The organism is Pseudomonas sp. K8, assembly GCF_014889455.1.
GTDB classification, from domain to species: Bacteria; Pseudomonadota; Gammaproteobacteria; order Pseudomonadales; family Pseudomonadaceae; genus Aquipseudomonas; species Aquipseudomonas veronii.
The window spans coordinates 156,877-168,806 of the sequence record NZ_VJWO01000007.1 but is presented as its reverse complement, the minus strand read 5'-3'; the positions used below and the strand labels follow the sequence as shown (position 1 = coordinate 168,806).

Sequence of the window (11,930 nt, the reverse complement as noted above, 5' to 3'; positions counted from 1 at the left end):
ACTGATCTGCCGCTATCGGGGGCAAGCCCCCTCTCACATTGTTAGATCTTCAGTGTGACTTAGAGCTCGCCTAGGCCATCGATCAGCGCCTGATTCTGCTCCGGCGTACCGATGCTGATCCGCAGGAACTGATCAATCCGCGCCTGCTTGAAGTGCCGCACGATCACGCCCTGCTCACGCAACTTGGCCGCCAGGCCGGCGGCGTCGTGCCGTGGGTGGCGGGCGAAGATGAAGTTCGCAGCCGATGGCAACACTTCAAAGCCCTTGCCTTCCAATTGCGCGACCACCTTGTTGCGGCTGTCGATCACCCACCGGCAGGTCTTCTCGAAGTACTCGCGGTCGTCGAACGCCGCCGCTGCGCCGACAATCGCCAGGCGATCGAGCGGATAGGAGTTGAAGCTGTTCTTGACCCGCTCCAGCGCCTCGATCAGGTCCGGGTGGCCCACGGCCAGGCCCACGCGCAAACCGGCCAGTGAGCGCGATTTGGACAAGGTCTGGGTGACCAGCAGGTTCGGGTAGCGATCCACCAGGCTGATGGCGGTTTCGCCACCGAAGTCGACGTAGGCTTCATCCACCACCACCACCGAATCCGGGCTGGCCTTGAGGATCTGCTCCACCGCGTCCAGGGCCAGCACGCAGCCGGTCGGCGCGTTCGGGTTGGGGAAGATGATCCCGCCGTTCGGCCTGGCGTAGTCCGCCGCGCGGATCTGGAACTGCTCATCCAGCGGCACCGCGTCGAATTTGATGCCATAGAGGCCGCAGTACACCGGATAAAAGCTGTAGCTGATATCCGGGAACAGCAGCGGCAAGTCGTGCTGGAACAGCGCGTGGAAGATGTGTGCCAGGACTTCGTCGGAACCGTTGCCGAGGAACACTTTGCCGGCGTCGATCCCGTAATAGCGGGCCACGGCCTGCTTGAGCAGGTCGCTGTTGGGGTCCGGGTACAGGCGCAGATTGTCGCTCAACTCGACCTGCATGGCCGCCAGCGCCTTGGGCGACGGGCCGTAGGGGTTTTCGTTGGTGTTGAGCTTGACCAGCTTGGTCAACTTGGGCTGTTCACCGGGTACGTAAGGCACCAGTTCCTTGACGAAGGGGCTCCAGAATTTGCTCATGTCTCAGTTCCCCTTATTGTCTTCAAGGATGCGGTATTCGGCGCTCCGGGCGTGGGCGCTCAAGGATTCGCCACGGGCCAGTACCGAGGCGGTCTTGCCCAACTCGGAAGCACCTTGTGGCGAGCAGAAGATGATCGACGAACGCTTCTGGAAGTCGTACACCCCCAGCGGCGAGGAGAAGCGCGCGGTGCCGGAGGTCGGCAACACGTGGTTGGGGCCCGCGCAGTAGTCGCCCAGGGCTTCGCTGGTGTGACGGCCCATGAAGATCGCGCCCGCGTGACGAATCGACGGCAGCCAGGCCTGTGGGTCGGCCACGGACAATTCCAGGTGTTCCGGTGCGATGCGGTTGGCCACTTCGATGGCCTGCTCCATGTCGCGCACCAGGATCAGCGCACCACGGCCATTGATCGACTTCTCGATGATCTCGGCGCGGTCCATGGTCGGCAGCAGCTTGTTGATGCTGGCGGCGACTTTGTCGAGGAACTCGGCATCTGGGCTGACCAGAATCGCCTGGGCGTCTTCGTCGTGCTCGGCCTGGGAAAACAGGTCCATGGCGATCCAGTCCGGGTCGGTCTGGCCATCACACACCACGAGGATTTCCGAAGGACCGGCGATCATGTCGATACCGACCTGGCCAAATACATGGCGCTTGGCGGTGGCGACATAGATGTTGCCGGGGCCGACCACTTTGTCGACCATCGGCACGCTTTCGGTGCCGTAGGCCAACGCCGCGACAGCCTGGGCGCCGCCGATGGTGAACACGCGGTCGACCCCGGCGATGCAGGCGGCCGCGAGGACCAGCTCGTTGATCTCACCGCGCGGGGTCGGCACCACCATGACCACTTCGGTCACACCGGCCACCTTGGCGGGAATCGCGTTCATCAATACCGACGACGGGTACGAGGCTTTACCGCCCGGCACGTACAGGCCGGCGCGGTCCAGCGGCGTGACCTTCTGGCCCAATACGGTGCCGTCGGCCTCGGTGTAGCTCCAGGAATCCTGTTTCTGTTTTTCGTGGTAGCTGCGCACCCGCGCCGCCGCGAGTTCCAGGGCTTCGCGCTGCGGCGCGGTGATGCGCGTCAGGGCCAGTTCCAAGCGTTCGCGCGGCAGGATCAGGTCTGACATGGACTTGACGTCCAAGCCGTCGAACTGGCGGGTGAAATCCACCAGCGCGGCGTCACCGCGCTCGCGCACGGCCTTGATGATATCGAGCACCCGCTGGTTGACCGAGTCGTCGGACACGCTTTCCCAACTCAGCAGATGATCCAGATGATGGGCGAAATCCGGGTCGGCAGCGTTGAGTCGGGCAATTGCAGTGGACGTGGTCATAGCGAGGGCCTCATAGGATTGGCAAAAACTCAGGCGCCCGAAGGTGCGCTGACGTTCAATAACGAATCGCGTTGGTGCTGTGGCCGTGCCAGGCAAGGCGCGGGACGCCGGTAAGGGTTGCTTCCTTACCAAGTCCCGCAACGCGGCATGGCGCGGCCACAGTACCAACCCGTAGGGCCTTGCCTAAAACGGCAGGCTGCTACGTGTCGCTAGGTATTGAAAAAAAATCTTCTACTAACATAACTTGCCTTTTGGGGTAAGGCGCGATTCGTTATTGAACGTCAGCGCACCTTCCCAGCAGTCGTTTCCGCTTGGGCACCTGAGAATTCTGGCTATGAAGCGGATAGACGGGCGCAGCCGTTTGGCTACGCGGGTGAGTCAACCGCGGTGTCGAGACTCCACTGCGTTGCGCAGGGTGTCGATCAACGCCTGGATACGCGCGTGCTGCATCTTCATCGATGCCTTGTTGACGATCAGCCGGGAGCTGATGTCAGCAATGAAATCCTGGGGCTCCAGGCCGTTGGCGCGCAGGGTGTTGCCGGTGTCGACCACGTCGATGATCTTGTCGGCCAGGCCAATCAGCGGCGCCAGCTCCATCGAGCCGTACAGCTTGATGATATCGACCTGACGGCCTTGCTCGGCGTAGTAACGCTTGGCGATATTGACGAACTTGGTGGCCACCCGCAGGCGACCTTTAGGCTCGACATCACCGACACGGCCGGCGGTCATCAGCTTGCACAGGGCAATACGCAGGTCCAACGGCTCGTACAGGCCCTGGCCGCCGTATTCCATCAATACGTCTTTACCGGCGACACCCAGGTCGGCGGCACCGTGTTCAACATAGGTCGGCACATCGGTAGCCCGCACGATCAGCAGACGAACGTCGTCCTGGGTCGTAGGGATGATCAGCTTGCGGCTCTTGTCCGGATTCTCGGTCGGCACGATGCCCGCTTCAGCCAGAAGCGGCAAAGTGTCGTCAAGGATGCGGCCCTTGGACAGTGCGATGGTCAACATGGGAAACGTCAGTCCTTCATCAGGCTATTGCGGTCTGGTCGCAAACGGCGCCAGACACAGATCGAGGCCATTACAGCCTCGATTTGAAACACATTCAGCCGGAATACGCAATTGCACACCCCGGGCGGGCGCATCCCTGTGCCCGTGCAGCGGGGACTAGCCCGGTACGCGGCGGATCTTCGCGCCGAGCATCTGCAGTTTTTCTTCGATGCACTCGTAGCCACGGTCAATGTGGTAGATGCGGTCGATCAGGGTGTCGCCCTCTGCGCACAGCGCGGAGATCACCAGGCTGGCCGAAGCCCGCAGGTCGGTGGCCATGACGGGCGCGCCCTTGAGCTTGTCGATGCCGGTCACGATGGCCGTGTTGCCTTCGACCTGGATTTTGGCGCCCATGCGGTGCAGTTCGTACACGTGCATGAAGCGGTTTTCGAAAATGGTCTCGATCACAGCGCCGGTGCCTTCGGCAATCGCGTTCAGGGAGATGAACTGCGCTTGCATGTCGGTCGGGAACGCCGGGTACGGAGCGGTCCGCACGTTGACGGCTTTTGGCCGCTTGCCGTGCATGTTCAGCTCGATCCAATCTTCACCGGTGGTGATTTCAGCGCCGGCTTCCTTGAGCTTTTCCAGCACGGACTCAAGGATGGTCGGATCAGTGTCCTTGACCTTGACGCGGCCACCGGTGACGGCGGCGGCAACCAGGTAGGTCCCGGTCTCGATGCGGTCCGGCATCACCTTGTAGGTGGCCGAATGCAGGCGTTTTACACCTTCGACGGTGATGGTGTCGGTGCCGGCGCCGCTGATATTGGCGCCCATGGCGATCAGGAAGTTGGCCAGGTCGACCACTTCCGGCTCGCGCGCGGCGTTTTGCAAGACGCTGCGGCCGTTGGCCAGGGCAGCGGCCATCATGATGTTCTCGGTACCGGTCACGCTGACGGTATCAAAGAAGAAGTTGGCGCCACGCAGGCCGCCTTCCGGCGCCTTGGCCTTGATGTAGCCGCCTTCGACGTCGATGGTGGCGCCCATGGCTTCAAGGCCACGGATGTGCAGGTCGACCGGACGCGAACCGATCGCGCAACCGCCAGGCAAGGCCACTTCGGCTTCGCCGAAACGGGCAACCATCGGGCCGAGCACCAGGATCGACGCACGCATGGTTTTCACCAGCTCATACGGGGCGATCAGGGTCTTGATGGTGCGCGGGTCGATTTCAACCGACAGTTTTTCGTCGATCACCGGCTCAATGCCCATGCGACCGAACAGTTCGATCATGGTGGTGATGTCGTGCAGGTGCGGCAGGTTGGCCACGGTCACAGGGCCATCGCACAGCAAGGTCGCTGCCAGGATCGGCAAGGCGGAGTTTTTCGCACCGGAAATGCGGATCTCGCCATCAAGGCGGGCACCACCGGTAATAATCAATTTATCCATAAGAATCTCGACGCCTTGGGGGCTCAGGTGCGCTCGGCCCAGGCCGCGCGGCTGAAAAATTTCATAGTGACCGCATGGATGCTGCCATCGGTGATCCACGGGTTCAAATGGGCATAGACCTGCTGTTGCCGCTTGACCGGGCTCAATGCCGCCAGTTCATCGCTAATCACATTCAGCTGGAAGTTGCAGCCTTCGCCTTCAACTTCTACGTTCGTTTCCGGCAGCTTTCCTTCAAGGAAGCTCTTAACTTCTAGGGCCTGCATGCTCAACCTCTATCGGCGCCCAGTGCGCGCGGGTCGCACATCATACAAAAAAGCCCCGCGCCTGCGAACCCCGCATAGCAGGACTCTGACGGGGGGCTTTCTTGAATATGTGTATTAAGGATGCGCCAACAGCTCGGTCAGACCGGAAACGTCGGCAATTTCACGCATGTCGTCGGGCAACGCACGAATGCTCACCGGCTTTTTGGCCGCCTCGGCGTCGCGCATGAAGCACAGCAGCAACGACAAGCCGACGCTGCTGGACTTGGTCACCGCAGAGCAATCGAGCACCAGCGACGGTGCGGTGCTCGCCTGGATCAGCGCCTGCCCCTGCTTGCGCAGGTCGGGCCCGGTGCGGTAATCCAGCACGCCGCTGAGGAACAACTGGCCGGCATCGCCGATACGAACAGCCGCCTCGGTCATTGCGCGGGCTTCCCGGCGGCTTTATCGGTCTCTTCCTTGGCCTTGGCCACTTCACCGGCCCAACCATTGATGGTCTTGTCGAGGTCGTTGCCATTGCGCTGCATCGCGTCGGCGAACTGATCACGGAACAGTTTGCCAATGTTGATGCCGTTGATGATCACGTTACGCAGCTTCCACTCACCGCTGACCTTCTCCAGAGTGTATTGCACTGGATAGATGGCGCCGTTGCTGCCCTTGACGGTCATGCCGACGCTGGTGCGATCGCCCGACTCATCCTTGGCAGGGTCGACAGTGATCCCCTGGTTGTTGTACTCGAGCAGGGCGTTGCCGTAGAACTGAAACAGGCCCTTCTTGAAGTTTTCCTGGAATGTCTGCATCTGCGCAGGCGTCGCCTTGCGCGAATACTTCACCGTCATGATGCTGCGCGAAATGCCTTCGGCATCCACGACCGGGCCGACAATGGTGTTGAGCGAGTCATAGAACTTGGTAGGGTCTTGCTTGTACTGTTCTTTATTGGCTTTCAGGTCAGCCAGCATTTTGCTGGTCGTGTCCTGCACCAGTTCGTGCGCAGAACCTGCCGCGTTGGCCATCAACGGCAGTGCTGCAAGCAGTACCAGCAGACCACGTCGCAAGGTAGAGATCATGAACAGATTCCTCATTTAGCGTCTTTATTGACCGTATTGAGCAGGAATTTACCGATCAGGTCCTCGAGCACCAGCGACGACTGTGTGTCGTGGATGGTCGAACCATCCTTGAGCAGAGCGGTTTCCCCGCCTACGCTGATACCGATGTATTTCTCGCCCAGCAAACCTGCGGTGAGGATCGATGCCGTGGAGTCAGTCGGCAGATTATCGACCTTCTTGTCCAGTTGCATCGTCACACGCCCGGTGAAGCTGTCGCGATCCAGATCGATCGCCGTGACCTTGCCGATGGTTACACCGGCCATGGTCACTTTAGCTCTGACAGTCAAACCCGCGATATTGTCGAAGTACGCGTAAAGTTTATAGGTATCGGCGGTGGGGCTGGCCGAAAGGCCGCTGACTCGCAGGGCCAGCAACAGTAAAGCCAGGATGCCAGCCAGCAAGAAAAGGCCGACACCGATTTCCACAGTGCGGTTTTGCATCAGAAATCTCCAAACATCAAGGCGGTCAAAATAAAGTCAAGGCCCAGTACCGCCAGCGAGGCGTACACAACGGTCTTGGTGGTGGCGCGACTGATCCCTTCTGAAGTGGGCTCACAGTCATAGCCTTGGAATACGGCGATCCAGGTCACGACAAAGGCGAAGACAATGCTCTTAATGATGCCATTGAACACATCGCCGCTGAAGTTCACGCTGTTTTGCATGTTGGACCAGTAGGAGCCTTCATAGACCCCCAGCCAGTCCACCGCCACCCACGAACCGCCCCAGATACCCACCACGCTGAAGATCATCGCCAGCAGCGGCAGGGAAATGAAGCCGGCCCACAGGCGCGGGGCAACAATGTACTTGAGCGGGTCCACGCCGATCATCTCGAGGCTGGACAACTGCTCGGTGGACTTCATGTTGCCGATTTCGGCGGTCAGCGCGGAACCGGCGCGCCCGGCGAACAACAGGGCCGTGACGACCGGGCCGAGCTCACGCAACAGCGTCAGGGCGACCATCTGCCCCACCGCCTGCTCCGAGCCGTAGCTGGAGAGGATATTGAAGCCCTGCAACGCCAGCACCATGCCGATGAAAACCCCGGAAACCACGATGATCACCAGGGACATCACACCAACGGAGTGCAGTTGCTTGATCAGCAGGCCGAAGCTGCCGCCAATGCCGCCACGGCCGAGCAAGGCGTGAAACAGGAATATCGTCGAACGTCCGAGCACTTCGATGATGTCGATGCCGGAACGCCCGAAAAGGCGCACCTTTTCGATAAGAGATGTCTTGCGCATCAGCGCTTCCCCAGAAGATCTGAGCGGTAGTCCGCTGCCGGAAAATGAAAAGGCACCGGGCCATCGGGATCGCCGGTCATGAATTGGCGAATGCGCGGGTTGTCAGCGTTCATCAGTTCTTCCGGCGTACCCTGCCCCAGCACCTGGCCATCACCGACTACATAGAGGTAGTCGGCGATGCTCGCGGTTTCGGCCAGGTCGTGGGAGACCACGATACTGGTGATCCCCAACGCATCGTTGAGCAGGCGGATCAGGCGCACCAACACGCCCATGGCGATCGGGTCCTGGCCCACGAAGGGTTCGTCATACATGAGAATCTGCGGATCGAGGGCAATGGCACGCGCCAGGGCGACGCGACGCTTCATGCCGCCGGACAGCTCATCCGGCATCAGGTCGATGGCGCCGCGAAGGCCCACGGCCTGCAGCTTCAGCAACACAATGTCACGAATCATCTCGTCGGACAGTTGGGTATGTACCCGCAGCGGAAACGCTACGTTCTCGAACACATCGAGGTCGGTGAACAACGCACCGCTCTGGAACAGCACCCCCATGTGCTTGCGCGCATCGAACAGATCGCTGCGCGACAACGTCGGCAGGTTCTGGCCGTTGACCCACACTTCGCCGGCACTGGGGCGCAATTGCATGCCCATCAGACGCAACAGGGTGGTCTTGCCGCAACCGGAAGGCCCCATAATGCCGGTGACCTTGCCGCGGGGAATGCGAATATCGACGTTATTGAAGATGCTGCGCGTCCCGCGCTTGAAGGTAAGGCCCTTCAGCTCGACCGCGTAGGCGTTATCGGCACTCATCTAAACTCCTTGGGATGCAGCCTCTCACTCAGACACCACGCTTGTGACAAACGTTTGCAACGGTTGCCCAACATATAGTTAGCCACATGGGCTGGGTGGACCGAACTGGCGGCGAACTATATCACTGCTGGTACAGCGCCCCCAAGGCCGGAACAGCGCTTGTTCAGATTGGAGACAGGGAAAAACCGTTGCTGGCTATGTTACCGAGGAATGAATCTGAAGCGCCTGACGACTAAAGACTGACGAACTTGCGTGAGGGAATTGATCATTATCGTTATAATCGTCGACTTTTCGTCAGGCTATACGATTTCAGACATGAGCCAATCCAGCGATCTTATCCAATCCGCACAACGCACCATCCGCCTCGAGCTTGAAGCCGTAGAAGGCTTGCTGGCCCATATCGACGTGGATTTCGTACGCGCCTGCGAGATGATTCTGGCCAGCAAAGGCCGCGTGGTCGTGGTCGGCATGGGCAAGTCCGGTCACGTCGGCAACAAGATCGCCGCCACCCTGGCAAGCACCGGGACCACGGCGTTTTTCGTCCACCCGGCCGAAGCCAGCCACGGCGACATGGGCATGATCACCAAGGATGACATCATCCTCGCACTGTCCAACTCCGGCACCACCAACGAAATCGTGACCTTGCTGCCGTTGATCAAGCGCCTGGGCATCCAGATGATCAGCATCACCGGCAACCCGGAGTCGACGCTGGCCAAGGCCGCCGAAGTGAACCTGAATGTTCATGTGACCGCTGAGGCCTGCCCGCTGAACCTGGCGCCAACCTCCTCCACCACCGCCGCGCTGGTCATGGGCGATGCCCTGGCCGTGGCGCTGCTGGAAGCACGTGGGTTTACGGCGGAAGACTTCGCGTTTTCCCATCCGGGCGGCGCACTGGGCCGACGCCTGCTGCTGAAAGTGGAAAACGTCATGCATTCCGGCGATGAACTGCCCCACGTACAGCGCGGCACTCTGCTGAAGGACGCACTCATGGAGATGACCCGCAAGGGCCTCGGCATGACCGTGATCCTGGAAGCCGACGGGCGCCTGGCCGGCGTATTCACCGACGGTGACCTGCGCCGCACCCTGGACCGCACTATCGATATCCACACCGCCACCATCGATGCGGTGATGACTCCCCACGGCAAGACCGCACGCGCAGAAATGCTGGCGGCCGAAGCCCTGAAGATCATGGAAGACCATAAGATCGGCGCGCTGGTGGTGGTCGATGGCAATGACCGCCCGATTGGCGCCCTGAACATGCACGACTTGCTGCGTGCGGGAGTGATGTAAATGACCAGCGACCTGTTGCAACGCGGCAAGCACATCAAATTGGCGATTTTCGACGTTGACGGCGTGCTGACCGATGGCCGCCTGTACTTCCTCGAGGACGGCAGCGAATTCAAGTCGTTCAACACCCTCGACGGCCAGGGCATCAAGATGCTCATGGCGGCGGGCGTGCAAACCGCGATTATCAGCGGTCGGAAAACCCCGGTTGTGGAACGCCGCGCACAAAACCTGGGGATTCCTCACCTGTATCAGGGCAGGGAGGATAAACTAGTCGTCCTGGACGAGCTTCTTGGCCAACTCAACCTAAGCTATGAGCAGGTTGCCTATCTGGGCGACGACCTGCCCGACCTGCCGGTGATCCGCCGGGTGGGCCTGGGCATGGCTGTCGCCAATGCGGCGGCATTTGTTCGCGAGCATGCCCACGGCATCACCACGGCCCGTGGCGGCGAAGGCGCCGCCCGCGAGTTCTGCGAGTTGATCCTGCGTGCCCAGGGCAGCCTTGAAGCGGCCCACGCCGCCTACCTATAGAGCGTTTTATGCTGAGCAAAAAGATTCGCAACTTCCTGCTATTCGGGGTCATCGCCGCGCTGCTCCTGGCGGTTGGCTACTGGAATATCAGCCCGGAGCGCTTTCTCGACCAGCCTGTGGCGCAGGTTGACCAAGGCGCTATCGACTATTACGCCACCAATGCCTACAGCGTGCAGTTCCTGCCCGATGGCAAGGTGCAGTATGAAATGACCTCGGACAAGGTCGAGCACCTGAAAGCGTCCGAAGTCACCCTGCTGACCAACCCCGATTTGAATCTGTATCGCGGCACCGAATTCCCTTGGCACGTCACCAGCAAGCGTGGCGAAGTCAACCCGGACGGCACCGAAGTGGAACTGATCGACTCGGTGCGCGTCGCACGGACCGACGCACAGAACCGCGACACCATCATCACCAGCAGTCGCATGACCGTATTCCCACAGAAGCAATATGCGCAGACCGAGCAAGACGTTAGAATCGACGGCGCTGGCGGTGTATCGACTGGCAAGGGAATGAAAGCGTATTTGAAAGAAAGCAGGATACACCTGCTATCGAACGTAAGAGGACAGTATGAGGCTCGTTAAAACCCTCCCTATTTTGCTCAGTCTGGGCGCAGCACTGGGAAGCGTGAGCGCCTGGGCTCTGCCGAACGATAGCCAGCAACCGATCCACATTTCGGCCGACGATGCACAGCTCGATGACAAGCAAGGCGTCGCAACCTACACCGGCGGTGTGATCATTACCCAGGGTTCGATGAAGATCACCGGCAACACGGTGACGCTGACTCGCACCCCTGCTGGCGACATTGACGTCGTGACCTCGGTGGGCAACCTGGCCTACTTCGAACAGAAGCAGTCTGCCACCGACACCGCCCCGATGAAGGGCTACGGTAAAACCATCCAGTATCACGCCCAGCAAAATCGCATCGTGCTGATCGACCAGGCCAAGGTACTCAGCCCCGACGGCAACTCCACGGAAGGTGAAAAAATCACCTATGACACCGTGAAGCAGGTTGCCAACGCCGGTCGCGCCAACGGCACCAAGGTGACTGCACCGCGTCCACGTATCGACATGGTTATCCAGCCGAAGAAGAAGGCCGAGTAATGGCAACCCTGAAAGCCCAGCATCTGGCCAAGGCCTATAAAGGCCGTCAGGTCGTGCGCGACGTCAGCTTGTCGATCGACAGCGGCCAGATCGTCGGCCTGCTTGGCCCCAACGGTGCCGGCAAGACCACCTGTTTCTATATGATCGTCGGCCTGGTCCAGGCGGACCAAGGTCGCATCCTGATCGACGACCTCGACGTCAGCCACCAGCCGATGCACGGCCGTGCGCGCGCCGGTATCGGCTATCTTCCCCAGGAAGCGTCGATCTTCCGCAAACTGTCGGTTGCCGATAACATCATGGCGATCCTCGAGACCCGCAAGGAACTCGACCGCGACGGCCGCCGCAAGGAGCTGGAAAGCCTGCTGCAGGAATTCCACATCAACCACATTCGCGACAACCTCGGCATGAGTTTGTCCGGCGGTGAACGCCGCCGCGTGGAGATTGCCCGCGCCCTGGCCACTGCACCGAAGTTCATCCTGCTGGACGAACCGTTTGCCGGTGTCGACCCGATCTCGGTCGGCGACATCAAGCAGATCATCCATCACCTCAAGGCCAAGGGCATCGGTGTACTGATCACCGACCACAACGTCCGCGAGACCCTCGATATCTGCGAAACCGCGTATATCGTCAACGATGGGCAACTGATTGCCGAAGGCGATTCGGCCACGATCCTGGCCAACGAACTGGTCAAGGAAGTGTATCTGGGCCACGAGTTCCGCCTGTAG

General features: G+C 60.3%; 15 protein-coding genes. 5 read left to right on the top strand and 10 right to left on the bottom strand.

Going from position 1 to position 11,930, the window contains the following annotated elements; translation table 11 throughout:
• Positions 1 to 59: 59 nt before the first annotated feature.
• The 10 genes from hisC to INT12_RS07715 form a co-directional block, all read right to left on the bottom strand.
• A complete protein-coding gene (gene hisC / locus INT12_RS07760; RefSeq protein WP_046384673.1) occupies positions 60 to 1,112 on the bottom strand; it encodes a histidinol-phosphate transaminase in 1,053 nt (350 codons plus the stop codon).
• 3 nt (positions 1,113 to 1,115) lie between these two features.
• The gene (gene hisD, locus INT12_RS07755) at positions 1,116 to 2,441 is read right to left on the bottom strand and encodes a histidinol dehydrogenase (protein WP_017845969.1); all 1,326 of its coding nucleotides are present in this window, start codon (positions 2,439 to 2,441) and stop codon (positions 1,116 to 1,118) included.
• Positions 2,442 to 2,819: 378 nt separating this feature from the next.
• The gene (hisG, locus tag INT12_RS07750) at positions 2,820 to 3,455 is read right to left on the bottom strand and encodes an ATP phosphoribosyltransferase (RefSeq protein ID WP_017845970.1); all 636 of its coding nucleotides are present in this window, start codon (positions 3,453 to 3,455) and stop codon (positions 2,820 to 2,822) included.
• 156 nt (positions 3,456 to 3,611) lie between these two features.
• On the bottom strand, positions 3,612 to 4,877 hold the full coding sequence (murA, locus tag INT12_RS07745; RefSeq protein WP_017845971.1) for a UDP-N-acetylglucosamine 1-carboxyvinyltransferase: 1,266 nt from the start codon (positions 4,875 to 4,877) through the stop codon (positions 3,612 to 3,614).
• Between the two features lie 23 nt (positions 4,878 to 4,900).
• Complete coding sequence (locus tag INT12_RS07740) at positions 4,901 to 5,140, bottom strand: BolA family protein (protein WP_017845972.1); 240 nt, start codon at positions 5,138 to 5,140, stop codon at positions 4,901 to 4,903.
• Between the two features lie 114 nt (positions 5,141 to 5,254).
• Complete coding sequence (locus INT12_RS07735; RefSeq protein ID WP_102617130.1) at positions 5,255 to 5,560, bottom strand: lipid asymmetry maintenance protein MlaB; 306 nt, start codon at positions 5,558 to 5,560, stop codon at positions 5,255 to 5,257.
• Complete coding sequence (locus INT12_RS07730; protein ID WP_046484638.1) at positions 5,557 to 6,204, bottom strand: phospholipid-binding protein MlaC; 648 nt, start codon at positions 6,202 to 6,204, stop codon at positions 5,557 to 5,559. The genes INT12_RS07735 and INT12_RS07730 overlap by 4 nt, the downstream gene beginning before the upstream one ends.
• Before the next feature lie 11 nt (positions 6,205 to 6,215).
• Positions 6,216 to 6,683 (bottom strand): outer membrane lipid asymmetry maintenance protein MlaD, encoded by a 468-nt coding sequence (mlaD, locus tag INT12_RS07725; protein ID WP_017845975.1) that lies wholly within the window; start codon positions 6,681 to 6,683, stop codon positions 6,216 to 6,218.
• On the bottom strand, positions 6,683 to 7,480 hold the full coding sequence (gene mlaE, locus INT12_RS07720) for a lipid asymmetry maintenance ABC transporter permease subunit MlaE (protein ID WP_017845976.1): 798 nt from the start codon (positions 7,478 to 7,480) through the stop codon (positions 6,683 to 6,685). The genes mlaD and mlaE overlap by 1 nt, the downstream gene beginning before the upstream one ends.
• Positions 7,480 to 8,289: an ATP-binding cassette domain-containing protein gene (locus INT12_RS07715; RefSeq protein ID WP_003171811.1), complete on the bottom strand. Its 810-nt coding sequence runs from the start codon at positions 8,287 to 8,289 to the stop codon at positions 7,480 to 7,482. The genes mlaE and INT12_RS07715 overlap by 1 nt, the downstream gene beginning before the upstream one ends.
• 315 nt (positions 8,290 to 8,604) lie before the next feature.
• Here INT12_RS07715 and INT12_RS07710 point away from each other — a divergent pair, with 315 nt between their 5' ends.
• Genes INT12_RS07710 through lptB form a run of 5 tightly spaced genes read left to right on the top strand, consistent with a single transcriptional unit; the run spans position 8,605 to position 11,930 of the window.
• A complete protein-coding gene (locus INT12_RS07710; RefSeq protein ID WP_017845977.1) occupies positions 8,605 to 9,579 on the top strand; it encodes a KpsF/GutQ family sugar-phosphate isomerase in 975 nt (324 codons plus the stop codon).
• Complete coding sequence (locus INT12_RS07705; RefSeq protein ID WP_017845978.1) at positions 9,580 to 10,104, top strand: KdsC family phosphatase; 525 nt, start codon at positions 9,580 to 9,582, stop codon at positions 10,102 to 10,104.
• An 8-nt stretch (positions 10,105 to 10,112) separates the two neighbouring features.
• Positions 10,113 to 10,685 carry an LPS export ABC transporter periplasmic protein LptC gene (gene lptC, locus INT12_RS07700; protein WP_017845979.1) on the top strand — a complete coding sequence of 191 codons (573 nt, stop codon included), beginning with the start codon at positions 10,113 to 10,115 and terminating at the stop codon, positions 10,683 to 10,685.
• Positions 10,672 to 11,205 (top strand): lipopolysaccharide transport periplasmic protein LptA, encoded by a 534-nt coding sequence (gene lptA, locus INT12_RS07695; RefSeq protein WP_026139901.1) that lies wholly within the window; start codon positions 10,672 to 10,674, stop codon positions 11,203 to 11,205. Before lptC ends, lptA begins: the two co-directional genes overlap by 14 nt.
• Positions 11,205 to 11,930, top strand: a complete 726-nt coding sequence (gene lptB / locus INT12_RS07690; protein WP_017845981.1) for an LPS export ABC transporter ATP-binding protein — start codon at positions 11,205 to 11,207, stop codon at positions 11,928 to 11,930. The genes lptA and lptB overlap by 1 nt, the downstream gene beginning before the upstream one ends.